The organism is Vagococcus salmoninarum (assembly GCF_003987495.1).
Lineage (GTDB): Bacteria > Bacillota > Bacilli > Lactobacillales > Vagococcaceae > Vagococcus_D > Vagococcus_D salmoninarum.
This window is the reverse complement of sequence record NZ_NGJU01000009.1, coordinates 83133-107590: the sequence shown is the minus strand read 5'-3', so window position 1 is coordinate 107590 and position 24458 is coordinate 83133. Positions and strand designations below refer to the sequence as shown.

Genomic DNA, 24458 nt, shown 5'->3' with positions numbered 1-24458 from the left:
AAAAACGAAGTTATCCCCAGTAGTTATCCCCAGAAACTGTGGATAGTGGATAACTTTTTCGAAGGATTGTCAGAATAGGCTTAAATCACTCAAAAGTTAAGAGATGAATTGTTGATATGTGGATAAAACTGTGGATAAGTGTGGATAACTTTCCCTTGGTTTTTTGATCTAAGTAGCTTACTATTTAAAGAGAGTATAAAAGAGAAAAGGATTGAGTAGATGAAAGTGAAAATAGTCGCTGTTGGTAAATTAAAAGAGAAATATTTGAAACAAGGAATTGACGAATACGCGAAACGTCTAACGAAATATTGTAAATTTGAGATCATTGAAGTTCCTGACGAAAAAGCCCCAGAAACCTTAAGTGAGACAGAGATGTTAATGATTAAAGAAAAAGAAGGTCAAAAAATCTTAAGTAAAATCGGCGAAGGCGACTACGTCTATGCCTTGGCCATTAATGGCACAGATTATACGTCAGAAGCTTTCGCAGCCTCGATGGATCAAGTGACGACCCAAGGGAAGAGCACGATCACTTTTGTCATTGGTGGCTCTTTAGGTTTATCTCAAGCAGTTCTTAATCGGAGCAATCAACACATCTCCTTTGGCCGAGTGACTTATCCCCATCAGCTGATGCGCTTGATTTTAAGTGAACAAGTTTATCGGTGTTTTCGGATAACGAATGGGCATGCGTATCATAAGTGATGAGGTTTTTGTAAAATTGATAGTACAGATTGGAGGAATGATAGAGTTGTTTAGTAAGAAAAGGCAGCTTGGTTTATTATTAAGTGGACTATTCGTACTTACTACAGGATGTGGGAATAAAGAAGATCCAAATATCATAAATTTAGATACTGCTAGCGAATCGAGTTCATCTATTTCGGAAGTTACTAGTAATAGTATGGTATTAGACTCATCCGTTGAAGCAAAAAATAAGAATTCTATAACTAGTATCGCTCAAAAAAGATATTCATTTGAAGAACAAAGATCAATAACTAATGAATTTCTTAATTGGGCAGGTGAAAGAGCTGAAATAGGTGGTATGGCTGTTAATGGTGCTTATTTTACTCATGGGGCAAGCGGTCGGGGAGATTGGTATGCCAAAACTACTGAAGGTCAGCATATTTTAGTTCAGCGACAAGATCCAAGTATTAGTATTGATGATAGTATCTATCTAGTACATGCTGTGGGAGGAGTTGTATTTTATTATTCCGAATTTGGAACGACAGGATTAACTGATGAGATTAATGATAGTGAAAACACACCTGGGTTAGCTATAGGTTTTAGCCAAGTAGCAAATACAGATAAACCTATAGTAAAATATTTATTAGCAGATAATGGAGTTGTATATGAATATAATAGTAATGTAGCGTTCAGTGATGGTTTCTACGTGACAGATGATGAAGGCAACTTTGATTATTGGCCTGATGAACAGAAACCTTTTAAAGTATCAGAAGATCGGGATGCACAAGAGAAGTTACTGAAAATTCTTTCTGATTATAATTAAATTGATTTGATCATAAAGTTAATTTTATGATCAAACCAATTATTATTATGAATTATTTAAACTAAACAGTTTCTAAGAAATGATCTTCCAAATTATCTTCTAGTAAAAATTGAATTCCTTTTGAGAAATCTTCCACTGAAGGAGAGATAATTTTTTTACGACCTGTAACTATATTTTCCACAATAGGAATTATAAGGTTATCTGCAAAATCAATCTTAGATGGGGAATTATACATGTCTTTTAAAGTTTTTCCTTTTAGTACACTTTGCATCTGTATAGCTACTTCTTCTACTTCTTCGCGGTTTAGTAAATAGTTATTTGCAATTATACTAAACTCTTTCTCAATAATTCTGACCATTTCCTCAGCATCATCTTCAAGGAATAGACCAGTTACTGTTTTAGTCGCCTTTGCAGAAATAACTCCACCATCTACAGAACCAACAATACCACCAATAATGCCACCTACAGCGTTACCAACAATTGGCACAAGAGTACCTAAGGCTGCGCCAGCAGTGGCTCCAGCAACCCAACCTGCACTACCACCAGCTATAGTACTAGCTGTTTCCAAGGAGTTTTTAAAAAGTTGTTTTCCGGAGATTCTTCCTCGAAAGATATCAACAATATCTACAGTTTCTAGAACGACCCCAGTTACGATACCAGTAATAACATTTCCTCTAAGAAGCTTTGCGGCACTTTTCATTGCAGCAGCTCCATAGATGTTTTGTCCGCTTCTTAAGGCATTAACTAAAATTGCAGATGCTTTAGGCCCAATAAGTGAAACGATTTGTTCGCTACTTGCAACTAAAGCGCTATTAAGGCCAGCTTTTGAAAGTTGTGATGAAACTACTGCTGATATAAATGTAACACTACCGACTTTAATTCCTGAAAATGCGGCACTTTTTAATGCGATATCTACATCTTCACCATTCCAAATTGAAACAGCAAAACTGATAGTTGCAGATATTCCGAATGCTGTAGTAGCTATAACCGCACCATTAGTTGCATCAAATTTTATTGAATCTATATTGCCAGATTTCGCAATATTTTTAACTTGTTCATACGTATAATTACCTTGCCTAACAATGTTCTTTGCTTCTGCAGGATTAGTTACTCCTTTTACTTCTCCTTTGCGAATTCTATTTTCCATGGCTTTTACAGCATCAACGTATTTATCAGAAGGAACTTCTATTTGCATTGGAGTTCCTTCTGAATTTAAATACTTAAGTTGTCCATTTTCAAAACACTCTGAAATACATTTGCTACCAGTTTTGCAATATTTTGTTTGAATTTCAGTGCCATTAACTATTCTATCAGCACCATGTTTTGCATTGTCAGCACCAACCAAACTTGCTTTTTTTCCATGAATAGTATCATGTAAATGATTAGCATCCTCTGCAGCGAACCCGTGACCACGAGGGGTAGCATATTTATCGTGATTGTACATATTACCACTTGAACTGATACTTCCAAATGTAGTGCCTGCTTGTTGACCTACATTCATTCTCTGTTCTTTTTTGAAAATTAGTTCCTTTCTCTCTATGGAGGCATCTTTTCTTTTATTATGTTCAATACGTCGTTCTCTTTTTTTGTTTGTATTATTTTCTAATCTATTTCCATATACAACTCTTTTATTTACCAAAGTTAATCCCCCTATTATATAAAAATATTAGTATACAACTTGTATTAATAGTACCATATTTGTTGTTTAATTGATGGTGTATTAAGCAAAAATAGAATTGTAATGTATTATTACTTAAAATCAAATATATATTATAACAATGAGTCCAATAACAATGCTTTTCATTGGGCTTTTTGTATGTTCCAAAATATATATGACAGGAGGAAACAAGTAAGAGAACCAACATATCAAGGAGGATAAAGAAAAAAATGAAAGAAACTAATTGGAAAGAGTTTGTCATTAAAAATTTCAGTAACATTATTTGTTAGGCAATTATTTACCTATGGTGAAAAATTTGGTAAGTACACAGATACTTACGGTATCTCAGGATATCATTTAATCTTTAATGGGAGTACATTTTATGCGATTTTATTACTATTATTTGGACATCATTTTGAAAAATTAAAATTAAATTCAAAACAAAAACTAATTCGTTTTGTGGCACCAATGATTTCGTTAGCTATTTTGATGGTTATGAAGTTTAATTTACGAAACAACATTGGTGATGGGAATGCAGCAGTGGCTTATTATGCGGTATCTATTAACTCAGGATTTGGTTTAAGTGGCTGGTTGTACTTACTAGCAACACTTATCTAGCTATTAGCTACTTCAATTTGAATGTGAATGAAGAAACTGTAAAAAAAGCTATTGAAGATAAAAATATTAACTCGTTTAAATAATAAACTTTAAAAAGAATAGGAGTATCATCATGAAAAAAATATGTTATATCACTTTAATTGTTTTAACGATTACTGTGTTAGGTGCTTGTGGTAATAAAAATCCAAAACAAGAGTAAGTCACTAATGAAGTAAAAACAGAAACTAAAGACACAAAAGAAAATAAAGATGGTTTTTACAATGACAGTGACGAGTGGGTTACTTTTAAGGAAGTACAATCTAAGTATAAAGATTATCAAAAAGCATGCAAAAGTGAAGATTATGCAACAGCGTTTGAGTTGTCAGATTGGTTAAAGGCGTATAATCAAGTGAATGGTTTGTCGTAAGAACAGATAATGTCAATACAGGACAATCATAACCCTTTAATAAATTTAGATAATGTTAGAAAGGCGTTGGATGAAGCAAACGAACAAAGACAGTTATCTTATGAAAATACATTTTTGACATACCTAGATCAGTTCAACCAAAGTAACGTATCAGATGAAGCTCTGTTGAAAATTGCAGATAACTATAGAAAAGAGGCAGATGAGCTATTTGATTCTATTGCAAAAGAACAACAAAGAGAACGACCATCAAAAATAACACAAAGTTCTAGAGTTGGTAGTGGCAACGAGGATTACGATGAAGATGGGAATTATATTGATGGATGACAAGTATTAGGGAGTGAGGAGTGAAAAAGTAAGTTGTGAAATCTTTTGGAGTTTTTCTTAATAATTGTTTTTATTTAATCTAATATTGGGATAGTTTTACTGTATTAAGTAGACTCTGTTTATGCTGCCCTAACCGGCTAAACCACCCTTTTTTATTATGAAGGATTTTTGTATTGATAGAGAGAAATTATTCAATTATAATACAAGCTAACTATCAAATTATTCTTTAAATGAGTCAATGACTTGGAAAGAAGACTAGAAGCACCCCTCATAGATTTGAATAAATCTATGGACAGGTATATTGGAAAACATATGTATGGACTACCAAATAATCCTAATAGATAAAGCGATAAAATTTTAGTAAGATCATTTACTTATTTAAGAATGTCTAAAATATTTTGTGATGAATTTGAAGACTATGAAAAGCTAGCAAGTTTGGAAAAATTAGATAAATCAGTTGTTATAACATCCCCCATTGTGTTCTGCTCTTTTATGATTATGAATAATTTGTGCAATATTTTAAAAGTGCAGCGTAGTGAAAAGAATGATGAATTTGAGGTAAAAGAATTTAATGTCAGTAATATTTATTCAAAGGTATTTAATAATTTAATATGTCCTAGTAAACTTATGGAATTTCACTTTGAAAAAGGAGGTATAATAGAAATATATTCTAATACAGATGATGAAGATAAAATTAATAATTTGAAAGAAAGTTTTATTAATCTGATAGAACCTAGTATCAAATTACTAGAAAGAGAAGGAATCTTTGATAAAAGAATTACAAGGTATGCGAAATTTCAGTACAAAAAAGATAAAAGAAATGAAAAAAGATTTGCAAGGAGATAGAAATGACTTTAAATAATTTAGTAAAGTCCTACAGGGATAATGAGATTCTCAATACTTATAAGGCAAATCACGAAAATATTATCCAGGCATTAAACTTAGAAAATGATTCTCGTGATGATTATGAGGGACGTGAAATATTGGAATTACTACAAAATGCTGTTGATCAAGTAGATAATGAAGGCAAAATATATATCTCATTAATAGGCGAAGTATTGACTGTCTCAAACACCGGAGAACCTTTTAATTTTGAAGGAGTAAAAAGTGTTATACTTCCTCACTTATCATTAAATAAAAGAAATGATGATTCTGTGATTGGTCAAAAAGGGCTAGGTTTTAGATCTATACTGAATTGGTCTAATGACATCTCTGTTTATAGCACAGGATTAAGTATTAAATTTTCTGAGGAATTTCGGAATCAGCATTTTAAATCATATGGGATTGACGTAGCAACTCCACTTTTAGCTGCACCAGAAATTATCCATGAAATTGATAAAAAAAATTATACTACAGTAATAAAAATAACAATTAGTGATAATGATAAAATTGAAGAAGTAAAACGACAATTGAAAGAAATAGATAACTATACTTTGTTATTTTTAGATAAAATCACTTACTTGAAAGTAAGAGTTAACACTGAAAAAAGTGTATTTACTCGAAAAAAAGAAAATGAAAAAATAATCATTGTAGAGAATGATGAATCGAGTACTTTTGATGTTTTTACAAAACGTGGCAAAATAAATGAGAAAAAGTATGAAATGGTAATAGCATACGATGATAATATTGATCCTCATACCAATGTGCTGTATTCATATTTTGCAACTAAAATTGATTTTCCAATAAAATGGAAATGTCATGTTACATTTGATTTAAAAACAGATCGTAATTCTATAAAAAATAGTGATGAAAATAAGGAGCTTTTATCATTATTAGCTCATTTTATTTGTGAAAAAGCTTCTTTATTAAGTGGAGATAAGAACTATAAAATATTTGATAGTCTCGTGAAAACTAGTCAATTTCCTTCGACCCTTAATATAAAAGGAAATGATTTTAATACTGTTTTTAATGAGCAATTTGAAAGAGCAAAAGTTCTACCAGTATTTACAGGAGAACCAGTTTCATTAGCGGAAGCGCCCATGTTCTATGAGAATTCACCCTTCTTTTTCGAATCGATTAAGGTCAATAACTTACTAATTGAGTCGACTGATGACAAACGTAATAGTATTTTATTAGAAAGAAGTAGAAGATTTACTCCGGAAGAGTTAGTAAAGATGATTAACCAAAGTTCATCCCATTGGACTAAAGAAGAGAAAATGAGAGTATTAGTCTGGTGGGTTAATGAATACCCTAAATCAGAGAATTTACCACAACTATTAAAAGATAAATCAGGTGTGTGGATAGGAAAAAGTGATTCAATATTTCTTGATGGCAATGTTATTAATGAGTTTCCTGGAAAAAACTGGGTATCTTTAAAGATTATTGACTCAACATATCAAAAGACTTTGATAGATGTATTAAAAAATGATCATGAGTTTGAGGGGATAGAAGGAAGTAGTGATACAAGAAAGTTACTCAATTGGTTAAATAAAGTAGCAAAACTATCCTTTACTGAACAAACAACTGAGGCAATAGTTAGTCCGATTAATGCTTCAGTAAAAGATAATTTTGACCATAGTAAAGAGTTTATATTTTGGTTATTTGAGAGTCACATGAATCCTAAGATATCAATTAGTATAGAAAATATAAACCTCGAACTAAATTTGCCAGTGGTTTCTAAAGAAGTTAAACGAGCTAATAAAGTATACATCGATTCTAGTTATAATAATTATATAGGCGAAGTATTGTTTAAAGAAACTGATTTTCAACCACTAGTATCTATGGATGAGTTGGGAATATCCATTGAAGATGAAGAGTTATTTATTGAATTTTTAACAAAAATAAATGTAAATAGGTTTCCACCAATAGAAAAGAAATTGATTGAAGATGATTTTTTTAAAAATAACTATATAAAAATCCTAGTTGAATCGGTAATTAGGAAAACAAGTGAAAAAAGAAATATAGATATCAATTATATAGAGTTTGATAGTATTCTTGAACTTAAAGACGTGTTGTTAAGAACTCCTACCGCTGAAATAATAAATTGGTTACACCATGATGATGCACTTAGGAATCAACTAATTAATTCCCAAAAGTTTGGAATAATCAAATATAAAATAGGGCAAGAGTGGTATCCAAAAGAATTTAGTGGTAACACGCCAAGTTATATAAAATATTTATTTAATACAGTTCCGTGGATAACAATCAAAGAGAAAAGGTATGCCCCGAATCAAATTGTATTTTATGAAAAATTAGCACAAAATATTGATGGGATTTGTGGGATAAAAAAAGCAGACTTAATTGGAATGAATATTTCAGATGAAATAATTAGAGTTTTGGATTTTAAGTCAGATGTATCACAGTTAGCAGAATCAGATTATTATAGTATTTTGAAGTATCTCAATCTCAAAACAGATCCTAAAGGCGAAATTAGCAAACACGTATATTCTAAAAAACTAGATAGTTTAAAAGAAAAAGAGGATAATCCTAGTTATAATTCAGAAGGATTATCTATTTACTGTACTGATGGGAATTTTTATCTGAATACAGAAGTAAAATATGCGATAAATAGGCCACCTAGGACTGATAAGAGCACTCACTTTATGAATGTTGCATATAGAAATAACTCTAAAAATATAAGTAAATGGTTTGGAGTAAATAGTTATAAGTTTGAGTCAACTTACAAGTCTCATTTAAATTCTAGAAGTCAAAAAGAATGGGAAGAAACTGAAAGTGATATAATTACAACTATTTCAGCATTATTAAAGCTTACAGATACAAATATGCAAGTTTTAAAATCAACTAGGATTGTATTATGTAAAAAAGTAGAAAATTTAGAAAATGGATTTGTTGAAAATTTTGATTATGCTATAAAAGAAAAAGGAATTTACTATGTAAAGATACCTGATGTAATAATGAAAGAACTATTTATCAATGAGTCATTTATTGAAACACTGGTTGATATTTATATTTCCAGAATTAATATAAATATTGATAAGGATAAGATTGAACTCTATTTTTCTAAAACTTTAGATGAGCAAAAAAAGAAACTATTAAAAGATAATGATATAATTTGGGAAGAATACCATGAAAAGCTATGGATAACAGATACTATAGCTAAGAAGATACTAGATTGGTTTAATCAAAATTCTGATAGAGGTATTACATCTGATGAGAAAATTGAATTAAATAGTATAAATTTCTATAACCAAAGTCTTCCAGAATCAGAAGTACTTTTTATAATGCAATTATTAAAAAATATAAATATGGATATTTTGGATTTGAATCAAGTCGATAAAATATTGAATATTGATGTAAGACCTTATTGGAGAAAGTCTTTTAAAGAGCATTTAAAGAAATACTTAGAAGAGTTTGAACAAAAATGTTATCAACTAGCTAAGTATGATGATACAAATTTAAAAGATATATATTTGAATAGAATAAATCAGTATAAAAACTTTGATGAAAATTCTTTAGAAGTTGAAAATTCTGTATATGTAGATATAGAATCAATACTTAAAGAAACTTTTTCAGAATTGAAATCATGTAACTCGGAAAGTATAGATATTGATAATGTATATAATACTAATGTTAAGAATGTGATAAAGATGGCTGACATAGATATGAATGAATTTGATTCTTTCATAGTGAACCATAATGAAATGAAGTCACATCTATATTTTGATATACCTATGAATTTAAATGAAGAGATTGACAATTATAGAGAAGTTGTAAATGAAAAAAGTACTGCTCAAAAGAATAACCAGGTAGATGTTTCAGCAACATCTACAATTAAGGTAAAGCTCCAAAAAAATGATTCCCTAAATAAGGAAATGAGTAATAATGGCCGAGGGGAAAGAGATAGAGGTTATTATGACAGGAGAAATTTGGCAAATGAGATGGCAGGTGAGAGTGCGGAAAAAATAGCATATAATGAGCTCTGTAAGCAAGGGAAAGTTATTTGGCACTCTAAATATTCTGAGGTTCCATCTGATAGAAATAATCTTCCACCAGATGGAATCGTATGTGATATGTGGATTAGAGATCAAGAAAATGGGAATAGATATTTCGAAGTGAAATCTTCTAAAACTGAATTTGAAATGACTTTAAATGAGTATAATTCCATGATTGAGCATATAGATACATATGAAGTGGTATTAGTAAATCGTGACACTTGTGAAATAAGTTGTCATAAATATAGTGATTTAGAGGGCTTAGAAATTCCAAGTAGATTTTTATTTACCTTTTTTCAAGAGAAGGAAGAAGAATAGACTAATATCGCATTTAAAAACTATTAATATTTAAATAACCTCATCCACTCACGATACCCACATGCGTATCATAAGTAATGAGGTTTTGGCATTAAAGGGGAGTGGATAAGATGAAAATAGAACGCATGTTAACTATTATCGTGATGTTACTTAATAGAACTCGTGTCACTGCAAATGAACTAGCCGAGAAATTTGAAGTCTCAGTTAGAACGATTTACCGAGACATTGAAACAATTAATTTAGCAGGTATCCCCATCATTTCTCATTCAGGAAATAATGGGGGATTCAGCATTTATGAGAATTATAAATTAAGTCATCAAGTGTTGACGCTTAATAATTTATCTTCCCTGCTCTCTGTCCTCAAGGATATTAATTCTACAGTTGATGACATTGAGTTAGAGTCAACCATAGAAACATTACAAAATATTGTTCCTGAAAACAAAGTAGACTATCTAAAACTGCATTCGGAACAAATCATCATAGACTTACATCCTTATGGTGATTCTCCTGATCAAAAAGCTTTAGTTAAAACAATCAGACAGGCGATCACGCAACGGCATGTACTGACTATTAGCTATAGAAATTATGATAACCTCACTAGCGAAAGACAAATAGAACCAATGTCCTTGATATTTAAAAATTATACGTGGTATTTATTTACTTATTGCCTTTTAAAAGCAGATTATAGATTGTTTAGAGTGTCCCGGATTAGTGATTACCGCATTGAAGAGGAATCCTTTGAACGTCGAGAAAAATCCTATCATGAGATTGCTGCATTAGAGAATGAACAAACAAACATGGTCCCCCTTGTTTTAAAAGTCTCGCCTATCATGAAGTCGCGGGTGGCGGATGTTTTTAACGAAGAAGATATCGAGATTCTAGAAACAGGTGAGCTCCTTGTGACAGCCACACTTCCTGACAAAGATTGGCTATTCTCTCTGATATTTAGTTTTGGTGATCAGATAGAAGTTTTAGCGCCAACTGATTTTCGGCGAACAATTGCTTCTAAACTTAGAATGATGGCAAACAAATATAACTAATAAAGTTTTTCAAAGCTGACACACAGTTGTCAAACCACCATGTTAACATAGTTTTGTAAGAGAATTTTATATTAACTAGGGGGAATATTAAATGACAAGCAATCATAAATTTTTAAAATCAAAGCTTATTTCAGTTAATAGTGTGGAGCTAGAAGTTTTTGAAGCGGGACAAGAAAATAAAGGGAATCCTATTATTCTCTGTCACGGCTGGCCAGAACATGCCTACTCTTGGAGGTATCAAGTAGCTTCATTAGTAGAGGCCGGCTATCACGTTATTATTCCAAATCAACGAGGGTATGGTAACTCCTCTTGTCCAAAAGAAGTCAGCAAATATGACTGGTGTTAGTATCAAATCTTAGACAACTTTTCGTAGAGACGAAAATATATTAAACTTATCTACGAGAGGATGATTTTCTATGACCAGATACACAGAAGATTTTAAAGAAATGATTATTGAGTTAAATAAAACAGGACGTTCTGTTCGAAGCTTAGCGAAAGAATATGGCATATCTGAAGCAACTATTTACAAATGGAAAAATTTATACACTCCAAGTAAATCCACAGGACTTACAGGAAAAGAAGCCGCTGAATTGAGAAAAGAGAATACAAGATTAAAGGAGGAACTTGAAATACTAAAAAAAGCCGCTGCCATATTCTCTCGAAAGATATAACGTCAATAATTCAGTTCATTGAAAAATGGTGTGAAAAATACACTGTTTCTTTGTTGTGCAGGTTATTAGAAATTCCTAGGAGCGTTTATTACTTTTATAGAAATAAACCTTTGACAGCTACAGAAATCAGAAATACTCAGTTAAAGAAGAAGATTTCTACAATTTTTTTTAATACTAAACAGCGATACGGTGCAACGAAAATCCATCAGGTCTTGTTAAAAGAAGGGATTTCTGTCTCCTTTAAACATGTCCAAAAACTAATGAAACAATTGAATTTGAGATCCATTGTGGTTAAAAAGTATAGACCGCAGAGGTCTAGTAAACCAATTGTTTCAAAGGAAAACATCTTAAATCAGGATTTTTCTACTAAAAAAATCTGTGAAAAATGGGTAGCTGATATCACGTATATCCCAACCAAACAAAATGGTTGGTGTTATTTGTCATCTGTTATGGATTTACACACGAAAAAGATTATTAGTTATACTTTCTCTAAGCGAATGACTGTCGATTGTGTTTTACAAACACTTAAACTAGCAAAACAACGGTATCACATTCCGGAAGGAATGCTTCTACATACGGATTTAGGTAGCCAATATACAGCGTTAGAAGTTGAGGAATGGCTTAAAGATAATAAAATAAGACATTCCTATAGTCGTAAAGGAACACCTTATGATAATGCTGCAATTGAATCATTTCACGCCTCGTTAAAAAAAGAAGAAATATACGTGACTACTTACTTAGATTTTGAAGAGGCGAAACGTGAATTATTTAGTTATATTGAAGGTTTTTATAATCGAAACCGAATCCATAGTTCTATCAATTATTTAACTCCGCAAGAATTTAAAGACCTTGAAAAGGTTAAATTGCCCTAATTGTCTCTACTAAAAACTGTCCAAGATATTGACTTAGATCCAGCTTAACTTTTTATGGAGTTCTAGGATTAATTTTTTTCTTAGTATTAGTTGGTTACATTATTTTTAGAAGTAAGTCGAAGTCATTAAAAAATCAATTATTTAAAATAGAATTAAAATCAGAAAAGATTGATGAAGTTATTCAAAAAATATTTGATTTCGTGTTTAAATATGGTTGGATATTTGTGGTTATAGTAGTTTTATGGAAAATACTATTCCCGAACACTACTGAGGTTCGAACGGATATCGTTGGTTTTATAAGTATCATTGCTATGTGGATTGTATTGGATATTGCATTTATTGTTCTAGAGGCGTATTTATTTTTACCTTATTTACTCTACGGCTATTACAAAAATAAGTATCCAGAAGAATACCGTGAGTGGGAAGGTAAAACGCAATTAGAATGGTATGGGGAAAAGTATTTTAATAAACATATCAAAGGAACTGAGAAAGAGGAGAAGATAAATGACTAAAACTAATCAATTATTACCTTTGGGAAGTATTGTTTTACTAGAAGAAGGGCTACAAAAATTAGTAGTTGTTGGTCGCGGAGCAATTTATAGTGATCAAACAACAGGCAAAGATACATTTGCTGATTACATGTCTGTCTTGTATCCAACCGGACTAAATCCAGAGACAACGATATTTTTTAATCATCAAGACATCGATAAAATTGTATTTAAAGGCTATTCAGATGATGATGAAGAACGTTTTATGGAAGTATATAATGAATGGAAAATAAACTTAAATGACCAAGAGGAAGATATAAAAACTAAAAATGATTCAATCGGTTTTTAAAAAAGAAACGTTAAATTAGTTAGACATACTTATAAAAAATTAATAACAAAACGTTGCGCAAGAAAGGAATAATTTAACATGGGATTAGTTTATTCAAGTAGTGATTCTGACAGTTTGATTAGTGCCATTGCCAGTAATTTAGCAACGGCGGAAAGTACGGTTAGTGATTTAAAATCAGGCAGTCAACGTTTAATTACCGCCGTCAATGGCCGAACGTTGTCAGGCGCGGCTTATAAGGCAGGCAAAGGTTTGTTTTCAGAGTTAGTTCTGCCCACCATCAGTCGGGTCAGCACGTCGATTGAAGGTATCAAAAATGATTTAGTTAAATATACCGGAGCGAATAAAGCTATTTCCAGTGAGGGATTTCTAGATGAAGAGAAATTAATAACGCAGCTACGACTGATGAAAGCCTCAAAAGCCGCTTTAAAAGCATTGGCTAAAGCGGCGGGAAATATGGCAATGAATAATCCCCTGCCAGGGGTAAAAGAGCTGTTAAGAGAGACGCAGAAGAAGTTTGAGAAGATGGCAAATAGTCTGCAAGCTGATATTGATAAAGACTTAAAAAAAATTAAAAAGTTACATGATTTTTCTAGTCAGACAAATGGTCTTTTCAGCAAAAGCTTAGATGAGCTGAGCATTGCGATGCAAGGCGTACTTGTCTTGAATGGAACGACAGTGAAAAGTGATGGGTCGTATTCCTTACCAGGAGGAACGGATAAAAGTTGGTTTAGTAAAATCCAACCAAATGCTGAAAAGACTCTCGAACAAACAGCGAATAATGCTTATTTAGAATTATATAAACAAACAGAAGACCTATTAAAACCGATGAAAGGCGATAAAACAGACAACATCAAACGGTTTGAAATGTTGTTAAAACTTTACCCCGCATCAGTAGTAAAAAAACTTCTTGCTAATGATGAATTTTGGATGCTAGCAGATAAACTTCCCTCTGGTGGTCAAACAAAATTAATTAATGGCTTAGTTAAATACGAAGCATTTGGACAGGCGGTAGCTCAAGGCAAGTGGATACCTAAAATAGATACATTAGGAAAAGCCTTTGAAAACTTTAATAAATTTACAAATCCGATAAAAACCTGGGTAGGTGAAAGTTTAAAAAATTCTCAATTTGTGCAAGGGGCAAAAGAATTGGGGGTCCTAAAAGGCTTAGGTAAAGCAGCGACAGTAGCGACCTATGTACAACTTGGCGTTACATTTGTATCTAGTGGCATCGATACCTATGGAAAGACCGGCAGTATCGGCAAAGGGGTTATCGGTGGAGGATTAGATACATTGAAGAGTATCGGACCGCTTGAAGGGATGACTTTAGGGGCAGCTTGGGGAGGAGTAATAGGAACAGCAATACCTGTCCCTATTATTGGAACAGTTTCAGGAGTTGTAGCAGGTGCTGTAATTGGGGGCATTGTCGGGGGAATAAATTCTTTGGGACAATTTTTTGTGCCTGATTTGTACGATAGTATGAAAGCTAGTGCATATGAGTTCTATGATGAGAAAGCTGAAAAAGTAAAAGAGCTTGCTAATGATATTGGAAAAGGTGTTAATCAAGGATTAAAGACAGTTAAGAATGTTTATCAAGATGTACAAAACACAGGAAAATCAATAGGAAAGGCTATATCTTCTGTTAATTTTTCAAAGATTAAGTTTGGGTGGTAAGAATGAAACTCCCTAGATTAATGTCCGCTGATTTTGAAAGTAGTTTGAACTTATTAGATGATAATTTTGTGCAATACATGAATAAAGATGTCAATAGCTTGCCAGACCCGGCTGGGAGAAAAAAAGTACAGGTACAAATATTCGGGTTACTATTAGTCGTTTTATTAATCGGTATTAATTATTTGATATCTTATCTTACTACAAAAGGTTCAAAAGGAGAATTAGGAGAAAGTCCATTTCCAAAACCACCAATTAATTTTTTGCCTGTATGGTTATTTTTCGTTTTATTGATTATTTGGATATTATTAGTTTTAATTTTTAGAGATCGAGGAGAATTATATTTATCAAGGTACAGAGGACAACTAAATCTCAATTACTATATAATTTGGCTAGTAATTGAAACTAATTTATTTTTTCTAACTTTTTCTTATGTGTCACTAACAATTTTTGGAACTTTGGCATTAGTTTTTATGGTTGTTTTTATAGGCTATGCAATAGTGAGAAGTAAGTTAAAATCATTAAATGAGTTATTATTTGTTATAAATTTTAAAAATAATAAAATAGATAATTTTATTCAACACTCACTAAATTTCATCATGAAATATGGATGGGTTGCAGTAATAATTATTATGATATGGAAAGTTTTATTTCCAAATACTGCCGGGGGTCGGACTGATATCGTCGGTTTTATAGGAATTATAACGATGTGGTTTCTTATGAATATAGCAGTAATTGTGGTTGAATCCTACTTAATTTTACCTTATCTACTCTACGGCTATTATCAATACAAGTATCCAGAAGAGTACCGTGAGTGGGAAGGTAAAACGCAATTAGAATGGTATGGAGAAAAGTATTTTAATAAACATATCAAAGGAACTGAGAAAGAGGAGAAAATAAATGACTAAAACTAATCAATTATTACCTTTAGGAAGCATTGTTTTACTAGAAGAAGGGCTACAAAAATTAGTAGTTGTTGGTCGTGGAGCAATTTATAGTGATCAAACAACAGGCAAAGATACATTTGCTGATTACATGTCTGTCTTGTATCCAACCGGACTAAATCCAGAGACAACGATATTTTTTAATCATCAAGACATGGATAAAATTGTATTTAAAGGCTATTCAGATGAAGATGAAGAACGTTTTATGGAAGTATATAATGAATGGAAAATGAATTTAAATGACCAAGAGGAAGATATAAAAACTAAAAATGATTCAATCGGTTTTTAAAAAAGAAACGTTAAATTAGTTAGACATACTTATAAATAAAGAAGCTAACATTAGTGTTTTAGCTTCTTTATTTAAAATGTAAAACATTTAATAACAAAACGTTGCGCAAGAAAGGGATAATTTAACATGGGATTAGATACATTGAAGAGTATCGGACCGCTTGAAGGGATGACTTTAGGGGCGGCAGTAGGTGGACCAGTAGGAGCTATCGTTGGTGGTGTTTTCGGATTAGCTAATAAAGGCATACAATTTTGGAAACCTAATTTTTATGAAGACTTCAAGGATGGAGCATATAAATTATACGATGAAAAGTCTGAATCGGTGAAAAAAACCTTTGGGTAGTATTGTTTTACTAGAAGAAGGGCTACAAAAATTAGTAGTTGTTGGTCGCGGAGCAATTTATAGTGATCAAACAACAGGCAAAGATACATTTGCTGATTACATGTCTGTCTTGTATCCAACCGGACTAAATCCAGAGACAACGATATTTTTTAATCATCAAGACATCGATAAAACTGTATTTAAAGGCTATTCAGATGATGATGAAGAACGTTTTATGGAAGTATATAATGAATGGAAAATAAACTTAAATGACCAAGACGAAGATATAAAAACTAAAAATGATTCAATCGGTTTTTAAAAAAGAAACGTTAAATTAGTTAGACATACTTATAAATAAATTGTTGCGCAAGAAAGGAATAATTTAACATGGGGTCAGTTTACTCAAGTAGTGAGTCTGACAATTTAATGAGTGCCATTGCCAGTAATTTAGCAACGGCGAAAAGTACGGTTAGTGATTTCTTTAGTGGGGTGTTGACGTGAAAAAAAGTATGAAAACAGTAGAAGGAAAACTATTGAATATCTCATTTGATAGCCAGAAAACTCTTCCAGGTTGGTTATTATTGCTTACAAAAAATAATGAAGAATACTTGGTACGACAAAATTTTTTTGTAGTTGGATTTAAGCAGTACAAATTCAATAGAAAAATATACAAAACTAATATATTATTACGAAAATTTTTGATTAATGGAGAAGAAGTTATAAAACGAACAAAAAAAATTTCTGAAAAAAACTATCTAGGTATCGCAATAGTGATTCCTCTGGGGGCTCTATTGAGGAATCAAATACCATTAGAATGGTTATGGGGAAAAGTAATATATCGTTGGATATTTTTACGGGTATCGCTAATTTAATCTTTTTTTTGCTGTTATTGATAGCAAGCCTTTTTCTAATTTCTTTTTATCGTAAAAAGAAGATTGAAAGAGAATTAAAAAAAAGAGCTGGAAAGTTGATAGAAGTAGGTGTGGGGTATGCCAAAAGCCCCTTACAATTGACACAACAAGTATTGAAATGGTGGTGAAAAACTAGATGAATATAATTAATATTTTAAGGGCGACAGTAGTTTTAGTAGTATTAGGTGTGTTTCTGTTTGTACTCACAATAGTTATACCATTTATCGTACAAGAAAGATTAGTAATATTTTTAACAATTAGTGTTTTATCACTAACTTTTTTTAATGGTAGGGTTAGTTCAAATCAACAGGTGGTGTACAAAATAATAATAAAGGAGTCTAAATAGTGGATAGCTTTGTGATTAAGGAAGGCAAACTGCAGAACATTTCTTTTGACGGAAAAAATAGTTTAAGGCTAGTTGCTATTAATTTCTTTGAGAAGGTATGCTATTGAAGGCATTGAATTAAAAAAAGATTAAAGCAAAGATCTAAGAAAAGTTACCAAATTAAAAAGACATTAAATTTAATTACTGCAATAATGATGTTCTGTTTCTTAATATCTTTAACAATAATCTTCCCATTTATTGTGCAAGAAAAGTTATTTATATTTATAATCGTAGTGATTTTGGGGGTATTGTTTTTTTATGGCGAAGTTTATTAAGACAGAAAAATAGTTAGTTATAAAATAAGTGGCTTGGAAAGGAAATGAGAAACCTGATGTTGACAAATAGACTTATCCAAACTAAAGCGAACTTTGGTAAAGCATATGAACTAAGAGAAGGAAATAAAACTATCGGAACAACTAAAATACCAATGAATTTGAGAACCAAAATTAATATATCTGTAGCAAGTAAAAAATTTAAACTTCAATTTTTGATTGTTAAAGATGCATTAAGTCGTTTTGATTATACTAAAAATGTTAGACTTCTTCCATTTCAAATATTTAATGAAAATAATAAGTTGATGGGTTCATTGTGTGAAAGAAGAACAAAATGGTTGTTTGGGTATACGTTCTTCGAATTAAACTATAATGATGAAATCTATTACTTTTATGCAGTCGGCTTAGGGAAAAAAGGATTGAAAATACCAATGTACAACTCTAAGAACGTTCAAATTGGCTTAATTGAAAAGGATAACTTATCCTATAATAATAAAAGTACGTACACAATAAATACATTAAACAATGACTACCAAATATTAGCTTTCTTTTTTACAGTTTATTATGATAATGCTTATTATTCGCCGAATGAAGTTACGTATAAATCAAAAGAGACTAATTACGAGTATACTTGGAGCAAAGAATTAAAAAGTAAATATAATTCATCATTTCTAGAAGAGAAGGATTAAACATGAAAAATAAATTCAAAGCATTTTTTTTACTGTGTACAACTCTGATTATTATGGTTAGTTGTTCAGGATCTAAGGAGCTTCAAAAAAGTTGGCAAGGAGAAGATGCGGAAGCGAATGTGTATTCGATAGAAATTAAAGATAAAGAACTAACCATTTCAACTAATGAAGTGACTGAAACAAAGAACTATAAACAAAACCCTGTTGGTACTTCAAACGGAGTTAAATATTATGGTCTTACAATCGATGATGAAACATACTCAGTCATATTTCCTGAAAAAGGAAACACTGATGTAGCTTTATTTATGAAAACAGCAAGTGATGACTATTTAGATGGTACTTTAATTTAGGCAATGAACACTAAAGAGAAGCCGAACTATAAAATTTATGCGGAAAAATTTATAACTAATTAAAGAAATTATAGATTTGATAGCTTACCAGACACAAATTGAGACGAGATGAGCAATGACATGTTTATCTCTTTTTTTTAGTGGAAAATAGATTAAAATTTTAAAATATAGGAGTGAACCATGTTTTTAGAAAAAAACAATATTTTAGTAACAAACAAATTCCGCGGAGAAAGTCACTTATACTTTGATATATCTAAGAATTCATTTGTTAGGGGAGAACCCGAAACACCATCAGGAATATACATTTTAACTGTGTTACCAATGATAGCAGCACGTTCGCTAAAGTATCAACCAATAGAAGGGAATTTCATGTTACTAACATTAGCAGCCGTTACTTTAGGAATTCTGTCAGGTTGTATTGCTCATATTATTAGTAGATATTTTGACAAGGCTCAGTCTTTTGAGCTAATCAAATTATCTAAAGACGAAATAGAAGAATATGTAGATAAGGGGAAAAAATTGCAATCAACTCAACTTATCTTTTGTGCTATTTTGTGTCTATTGTTAGGATATATCTGTCTTGCATTTTATTTTAATAGAACATGGAAATATTTTTTAGGAGTGACTATTTCTAGTATGTTAGTGACTATTTTATTTGTGTTTACTAATTATTTTAATAAAGTCAAAGTTTTTTCGATTATAGAAAGTAAGTTTAAATTGCAAGAATAGCATTGATATTTTATAGGGTCTTAAAATAACTATCAGCATCAGTACATGATGCTTTAGGATAAACAGATGAGGGCTACCATTTTTGTTTGGGGAGCAGTAATAGTTTCGAATACAGCTATTGATTATGGATATGATAAATTGAAAAAAACTGTTGGGAATGCAATAAAAGCAGGAGTAGATTGGATAGGTTCATTATGGAAATAATTACTAAAGAAAAAGAAAGATATACATATTTGTATACCAATCAAGAAGATAACACAGTGATTTACTACGAAGGGAAGTCTCAACATTTTTATAGATTGAAAAATCAGAATTTTGATAAAAAGTGGGGGGGTGCTGCATTATTTATAGCTCCGTTAAATTTGATTTTGAATAATAATATTGTTGGAAGCATGAGAATAAATTACTTACTTGCCTGTTTCTTTGGTTTAATTTTAGGCGGTGTATGCTTATTTTTGATCCACCGGTCGTATTCTTCAAATCAGTTCACTAAAATAAATTTGAATATACAAGAAATTGAAGATTGTTTAATAAATTTTAAAAAAATAAAGGAAATAAAAATAGTATTATTGCTAGTATGGATTTTCTTTTTCATTTTTATATCGGTTATGTTCTTTGATAAATCAGACTATACTTCGTTACTTTGTTTAAGTATAGTATGCTCTTTCTTGTTGCCTCTTATGGCAAATATGAATTTTTTTAGACATAGTAGAGTAACTAGATACTTGAAAAAAATATTAAATCAAATGAAAGTAGGTAAATTCTAATGAACTTATTGCCTATTGGTATGGTAAGTTATTTTGAGTATGCAGGCTTATTTATTTCCAAGGTCAATTAAATAAGGAAATTTTTTTTAGCAGCACTTAAAATTATTTTAGATAATAATTTAGAAGTTATTATTAAAGATAATATAGCAAATATCTATTAGCAGATAAGCCAGCCTATTTGTAGGGTGGCTTTTTAATATCACAGTTGTTAAAAATTTTCCCAAGATGTTTATAGTATCTAAAATCGATAATATTTCTTGAAGGTTGCATCAGCTATTTAAAAACCAAAATGTTTGTATAGGCTCTAATTAATAGTTAATCACTATCTTATAAGTTCAAGAATGAATGTGATAGAGATGGCTAATACATTTAATTCAGACATTTTTTTTGTACATCTTTAGTACTTTGGGCGTATAATCTCTCAATTTAGTTTTAGTGAAACATTGTAGACTCACTAGCAAAGTTGACGACAAAATACGGTTGTTATATAATTTCTGGCTGTTTTATTTTATTATTATTGTGACGTAGTAAAACCATGCCAAATTATCTACGGATTACTTTATGAGGAGAAGGATTGAATGGGAAGTTACTTTTTAAAACGGATTAATTTAAACACGGTGTGCCTAGCCTTATTAGTCGGTATTATTATATCGCTCTTACAAATATTTGAGACGGTTTCTCTAAAATTATTAATGGATAATCAATTTTATGACTCACCTTATACAAAATGGTTATCCATAGATCCATTTAATTTTAGCCCAGTGATTTTCTTTATCTTATTGCCACTCATTGGAAGTATTCCAGGTGGGAATCTTTTAAAAGAAGACATCGACTCAGGTTTTATTAGGCATTTGAGAATCCATTATAAGCCGCTGAAAATTTTGAAGGGGTACGTGACAACAGCCTTTATCTTAGGTTTTTTAGTGATATTTAGTATATTAATAACTAATTTTTTATTATATTTTTTACTGCTTCCTAATATCATTCCGAATATGATGTTAAATAATAATTTATTAATTAATAATCAAAATACGATGCTAGTCTCAATCTACTATTCCCACCCTTTTTGTCATGGCTTATTATCAATAGTCTTTTGTTCGTGTTTTGCAGGACTATTTGCAGCATTTGTCTCAGTCAATGGCCTCATTATTAATAATAAATTTACTGTATTAATATCTAGTTTATTGTTAGAAGTGTGTTTATTAATGGCAAATACCTTTATTCAATTACCTAATAAAATGAGTTATGTACCATCAGATTTTCTCAAAGAATCAGCTAATGAAAATCTCTCTTTAGTCCTTAGCTTAACAATTACAGTACTCCTCAGTTTATACGTGCTTACAGTGATGACTTATGGGAGGAAAAAACTTGCTTGGTAAAATTGTTAAACAGCAAAAAATCTTAGTTATTAATCATATCAAACTAATCTTTTTTTTAATTAGTGTTTCAATGGTGTTAGGATTGACTTCATCATTCAAAATTAAACTGAGTCATGAGCTAAATATTGCTCTCTTTAATCGGATATTCAACCGATATACTTTTTGTTTTATTGTATTTCCAGTCCAAATAATAAGTGTCTTAAGCATATTTCAAATTCGACTTCATGATATTTATGCCTGTCAAAAGAAACGAATCATTGTTTATCAAATGATAGCTACTTCGATATTTGTCGTCGGCGGTTTCTATTTGTTAGCAAATGTTAGTATCGTCGCATTCAACTTAGGAATAAGTGGCATTTGGTTATTTAACTATCTACCACCATTCAGTTATTTCTTAGCAATGATCTCCGGGGGAACTGTCTCCCTAACATATTGTTTAGTTAGCTTACTGCTTGTCCTTTTAACTGATAATAAAACGCTGGCCTTCGTTGTGACGTTTGTTTTTAATCTGACTATGTTTATTTTAAGTGTGAACAATAGTTTTAAACTATTCTATTCCTTTACAAATATGATCAGTGTCATCGAAAACTTGGCTAACCTTTTGCTGCTACTTGCTTTAATCGGTGGATTGTTTATCATAATTGAAAATATTGTTAATAAAAAGGAGTTTCTATGAGAAGTTTAACTAGTAGCCAACTGACTGCCTTTAGTTTGTTAATCCAAAAAAGAGTTTACTTATGGGTGATCGGATTAGGGCTGGCTATGATTTTTTTATCATTCCAAATTATTAATAACCCTCAGGCGAATATTGCCACGGTCTTTTTCCGTGGTATTGCCATTGCTGAAGTAGGAGAACCGTCGATTCAGCTACCAGTGGCTTGGGTTATTTATTTAATTGCCCCAATTTTTATTATCGGCACAGCCTTGATTGAATTGTGGGAAAAAAAAGCGATACTTTTAAGAGGATTACAATACAAGAAGCGTATTTTTTTTACTATAAATCTACTCTGTATAGCTTGTGTCACACTGTCTTACGTAACTTTAACAAGTATCTGGATGTATTTAGCTAATTGTTTCATTAGAACGAATGACAATTTAAAAATAAATGTGAAAGAACTAACCTTACTGTTTATATGTTTAGTTTTGAATTTACTATTATTACTTTTAATCCATTCAATCATTAGCTTGTTTAATAAAGCCTTAGGAGTAATTGGGTGTAGCTTTATTATTATCCTGACACCATATACAAAAATAAGCTTGTACCCATTAAATTTAACGATGCTTAGCCGTTATCAGGAAGTGCCATGGCTAAAAGCCATCGTAGTTTTAATACTTATGATTATTTTAATGGCTACAATCTATTATTTTATTTTTAAAAATAAAGAATATAAATGAAGGAGAAATAAAGGATGGCGTTTATTAGACTAAAAAATGTATCGAAAAAAGTGAAAAATCGACTATTGTTAAATAATGTTTCATTATCAATTCCTAAAGGTTCGATTGCAACCTTAGAAGGCATTAACGGATCAGGAAAAACAGTCCTGTTAAAAGCTATCTTAGGTCTTATTAAAACGAGTGGTGAGATATATGTCACTGAAAAAAAAGTCTTGCCAAATGAGAGATACCCAATCAAAGCAGGGATATTAATCGAAAATCCTGCTGTCGTCGAAACTATGAGTGCGTACAAAAATTTAGAATTACTAAAAGTTTTACAAGATGAAGTGAGTAATGAAGATATTTATGACATATTAAAAGAAATGAATTTGGAACATACCCAAGACGAGAAAGTTAAAAATTTTTCTTTAGGGATGAAGCAAAAGTTAGGAATCGGTCAAGCCATGTTGGGAAATCATCCATTAATTATTTTAGACGAACCAACTAATGCCTTAGATAGAGAAAGCCTCGTAAAATTAATTAGCTATATTAAAAGAGTCAATGAAAAGGGTACGACTTTCATTATAGCCTCTCACGATCATGAGTTTATCAATGAAGTCACGACAAAACGATTTTTAATGAGAGAAGGAGCGATTGTTGAAAAATAAATGTCTAAAATTAGGCTGTATTTTACTATTACTAGGAGTGTTTAGTTTTCTATCAGCCCAAAAATACCAAAAGCTTAACAAAATATATCAGAAAGGACCAGTAGTTTCTGAAAAAAAAATCGTCGAAAAGCAACTAATCAAATTAGAAAATCTTGAATTTGTTGTGGAAGATTCAGTGATTAGACAAGAGGACGAGACTTACTATGGGGACATCACGTTATCAATAATTAACAAGAAAAAGAATAATTATGGCTTCAAAAAACAAAATGTGAACGTCATGGAAAATATGTTTTTAACGATACCTTACAGTATTGCTATTCCAGCTATCCATGTTGAAAATTTAGATGGAACAATGTTTCATCTAGCCGATGTCAAACTTAATCAACGACAAACGATGAAAATTCATTTTAAGACTGATATAAAAAATTACCAGCAACGGAATGAGTCAAGTTATTTTAGTTTTCTGATGCCAGAGAAGGATAATAAATTTACAAATTATGTCTTAGTATTAGCGGATTAAATCAATCTGTTTAGGTGTGGCTAAATCTTAGCCACGCCTATTTGAATTCAAAGAAT

27 protein-coding genes are annotated in these 24458 nt (G+C 31.1%); 26 read left to right on the top strand and 1 reads right to left on the bottom strand.

The annotated features are described in order from the left end of the window. Positions 1–219: 219 nt before the first annotated feature. Together rlmH and CBF35_RS07400 are read left to right on the top strand one after the other, a co-directional pair. Positions 220–699: a 23S rRNA (pseudouridine(1915)-N(3))-methyltransferase RlmH gene (gene rlmH / locus CBF35_RS07405; protein WP_126779654.1), complete on the top strand. Its 480-nt coding sequence runs from the start codon at positions 220–222 to the stop codon at positions 697–699. Positions 700–745: 46 nt separating this feature from the next. Then, positions 746–1501 (top strand): hypothetical protein, encoded by a 756-nt coding sequence (locus CBF35_RS07400; protein WP_126779652.1) that lies wholly within the window; start codon positions 746–748, stop codon positions 1499–1501. 61 nt (positions 1502–1562) lie between these two features. Here CBF35_RS07400 and CBF35_RS07395 read toward each other — a convergent pair whose 3' ends face one another. Continuing rightward, complete coding sequence (locus CBF35_RS07395; RefSeq protein WP_126779650.1) at positions 1563–3140, bottom strand: hypothetical protein; 1578 nt, start codon at positions 3138–3140, stop codon at positions 1563–1565. A gap of 273 nt (positions 3141–3413) precedes the next feature. On the opposite strand from CBF35_RS07395, the gene CBF35_RS07390 reads away from it, so the two are divergent. The 24 genes from CBF35_RS07390 to CBF35_RS07275 all read left to right on the top strand — a co-directional run bounded on the left by CBF35_RS07390 (position 3414) and on the right by CBF35_RS07275 (position 24402). Further along, complete coding sequence (locus CBF35_RS07390; protein ID WP_126779648.1) at positions 3414–3776, top strand: hypothetical protein; 363 nt, start codon at positions 3414–3416, stop codon at positions 3774–3776. Between the two features lie 415 nt (positions 3777–4191). Next, positions 4192–4506, top strand: coding sequence for a hypothetical protein (locus CBF35_RS07385; protein ID WP_126779646.1), 315 nt, complete (start codon positions 4192–4194; stop codon positions 4504–4506). Positions 4507–4941: 435 nt separating this feature from the next. After that, on the top strand, positions 4942–5352 hold the full coding sequence (locus CBF35_RS07380) for a hypothetical protein (protein WP_126779644.1): 411 nt from the start codon (positions 4942–4944) through the stop codon (positions 5350–5352). Between the two features lie 2 nt (positions 5353–5354). Then, positions 5355–9716, top strand: a complete 4362-nt coding sequence (locus CBF35_RS07375; RefSeq protein WP_126779642.1) for a sacsin N-terminal ATP-binding-like domain-containing protein — start codon at positions 5355–5357, stop codon at positions 9714–9716. A 110-nt stretch (positions 9717–9826) separates the two neighbouring features. Continuing rightward, positions 9827–10756 carry a helix-turn-helix transcriptional regulator gene (locus tag CBF35_RS07370; RefSeq protein WP_126779640.1) on the top strand — a complete coding sequence of 310 codons (930 nt, stop codon included), beginning with the start codon at positions 9827–9829 and terminating at the stop codon, positions 10754–10756. A gap of 91 nt (positions 10757–10847) precedes the next feature. Continuing rightward, complete coding sequence (locus CBF35_RS07365; RefSeq protein WP_228026139.1) at positions 10848–11102, top strand: alpha/beta fold hydrolase; 255 nt, start codon at positions 10848–10850, stop codon at positions 11100–11102. Positions 11103–11172: 70 nt separating this feature from the next. After that, a protein-coding gene (locus tag CBF35_RS07360; protein WP_425330183.1) for an IS3 family transposase occupies positions 11173–12299 on the top strand; the annotation gives its coding sequence in 2 pieces (ribosomal slippage) (positions 11173–11404 and positions 11404–12299; 1128 coding nt in all). A 323-nt stretch (positions 12300–12622) separates the two neighbouring features. Beyond that, positions 12623–12811 carry a hypothetical protein gene (locus tag CBF35_RS15010; protein ID WP_228025968.1) on the top strand — a complete coding sequence of 63 codons (189 nt, stop codon included), beginning with the start codon at positions 12623–12625 and terminating at the stop codon, positions 12809–12811. Continuing rightward, on the top strand, positions 12804–13136 hold the full coding sequence (locus tag CBF35_RS07350; protein WP_126779635.1) for a DUF4176 domain-containing protein: 333 nt from the start codon (positions 12804–12806) through the stop codon (positions 13134–13136). The genes CBF35_RS15010 and CBF35_RS07350 overlap by 8 nt, the downstream gene beginning before the upstream one ends. Before the next feature lie 78 nt (positions 13137–13214). Further along, positions 13215–14807 carry a T7SS effector LXG polymorphic toxin gene (locus CBF35_RS07345; protein ID WP_126779633.1) on the top strand — a complete coding sequence of 531 codons (1593 nt, stop codon included), beginning with the start codon at positions 13215–13217 and terminating at the stop codon, positions 14805–14807. 2 nt (positions 14808–14809) lie between these two features. Beyond that, positions 14810–15712 carry a hypothetical protein gene (locus tag CBF35_RS07340; protein ID WP_126779631.1) on the top strand — a complete coding sequence of 301 codons (903 nt, stop codon included), beginning with the start codon at positions 14810–14812 and terminating at the stop codon, positions 15710–15712. Further along, positions 15705–16037: a DUF4176 domain-containing protein gene (locus CBF35_RS07335; RefSeq protein WP_126779629.1), complete on the top strand. Its 333-nt coding sequence runs from the start codon at positions 15705–15707 to the stop codon at positions 16035–16037. The genes CBF35_RS07340 and CBF35_RS07335 overlap by 8 nt, the downstream gene beginning before the upstream one ends. 126 nt (positions 16038–16163) lie before the next feature. Further along, positions 16164–16379: a hypothetical protein gene (locus CBF35_RS07330; protein ID WP_126779627.1), complete on the top strand. Its 216-nt coding sequence runs from the start codon at positions 16164–16166 to the stop codon at positions 16377–16379. Further along, positions 16372–16677, top strand: a complete 306-nt coding sequence (locus tag CBF35_RS07325; protein ID WP_126779625.1) for a DUF4176 domain-containing protein — start codon at positions 16372–16374, stop codon at positions 16675–16677. Before CBF35_RS07330 ends, CBF35_RS07325 begins: the two co-directional genes overlap by 8 nt. Positions 16678–16855: 178 nt before the next feature. After that, positions 16856–17230 carry a hypothetical protein gene (locus tag CBF35_RS07320; RefSeq protein WP_126779623.1) on the top strand — a complete coding sequence of 125 codons (375 nt, stop codon included), beginning with the start codon at positions 16856–16858 and terminating at the stop codon, positions 17228–17230. Positions 17231–17985: 755 nt separating this feature from the next. Further along, the gene (locus tag CBF35_RS07315) at positions 17986–18615 is read left to right on the top strand and encodes a hypothetical protein (protein ID WP_126779621.1); all 630 of its coding nucleotides are present in this window, start codon (positions 17986–17988) and stop codon (positions 18613–18615) included. Positions 18616–18617: 2 nt separating this feature from the next. Further along, on the top strand, positions 18618–18965 hold the full coding sequence (locus CBF35_RS07310) for a hypothetical protein (RefSeq protein WP_193990027.1): 348 nt from the start codon (positions 18618–18620) through the stop codon (positions 18963–18965). A 180-nt stretch (positions 18966–19145) separates the two neighbouring features. Then, positions 19146–19694 carry a hypothetical protein gene (locus CBF35_RS07305; RefSeq protein WP_126779619.1) on the top strand — a complete coding sequence of 183 codons (549 nt, stop codon included), beginning with the start codon at positions 19146–19148 and terminating at the stop codon, positions 19692–19694. A 194-nt stretch (positions 19695–19888) separates the two neighbouring features. Next, positions 19889–20461 (top strand): hypothetical protein, encoded by a 573-nt coding sequence (locus CBF35_RS07300; RefSeq protein WP_126779617.1) that lies wholly within the window; start codon positions 19889–19891, stop codon positions 20459–20461. A 578-nt stretch (positions 20462–21039) separates the two neighbouring features. Further along, positions 21040–21840, top strand: coding sequence for a hypothetical protein (locus CBF35_RS07295; RefSeq protein WP_126779615.1), 801 nt, complete (start codon positions 21040–21042; stop codon positions 21838–21840). Further along, the gene (locus tag CBF35_RS07290) at positions 21830–22516 is read left to right on the top strand and encodes a hypothetical protein (protein WP_126779613.1); all 687 of its coding nucleotides are present in this window, start codon (positions 21830–21832) and stop codon (positions 22514–22516) included. The genes CBF35_RS07295 and CBF35_RS07290 overlap by 11 nt, the downstream gene beginning before the upstream one ends. Beyond that, positions 22513–23235 (top strand): hypothetical protein, encoded by a 723-nt coding sequence (locus CBF35_RS07285; protein WP_126779611.1) that lies wholly within the window; start codon positions 22513–22515, stop codon positions 23233–23235. Before CBF35_RS07290 ends, CBF35_RS07285 begins: the two co-directional genes overlap by 4 nt. Before the next feature lie 14 nt (positions 23236–23249). Next, the gene (locus CBF35_RS07280) at positions 23250–23882 is read left to right on the top strand and encodes an ATP-binding cassette domain-containing protein (protein ID WP_126779609.1); all 633 of its coding nucleotides are present in this window, start codon (positions 23250–23252) and stop codon (positions 23880–23882) included. Next, complete coding sequence (locus CBF35_RS07275) at positions 23872–24402, top strand: hypothetical protein (protein ID WP_126779607.1); 531 nt, start codon at positions 23872–23874, stop codon at positions 24400–24402. The genes CBF35_RS07280 and CBF35_RS07275 overlap by 11 nt, the downstream gene beginning before the upstream one ends. The last annotated feature ends 56 nt before the right edge of the window (positions 24403–24458 follow it).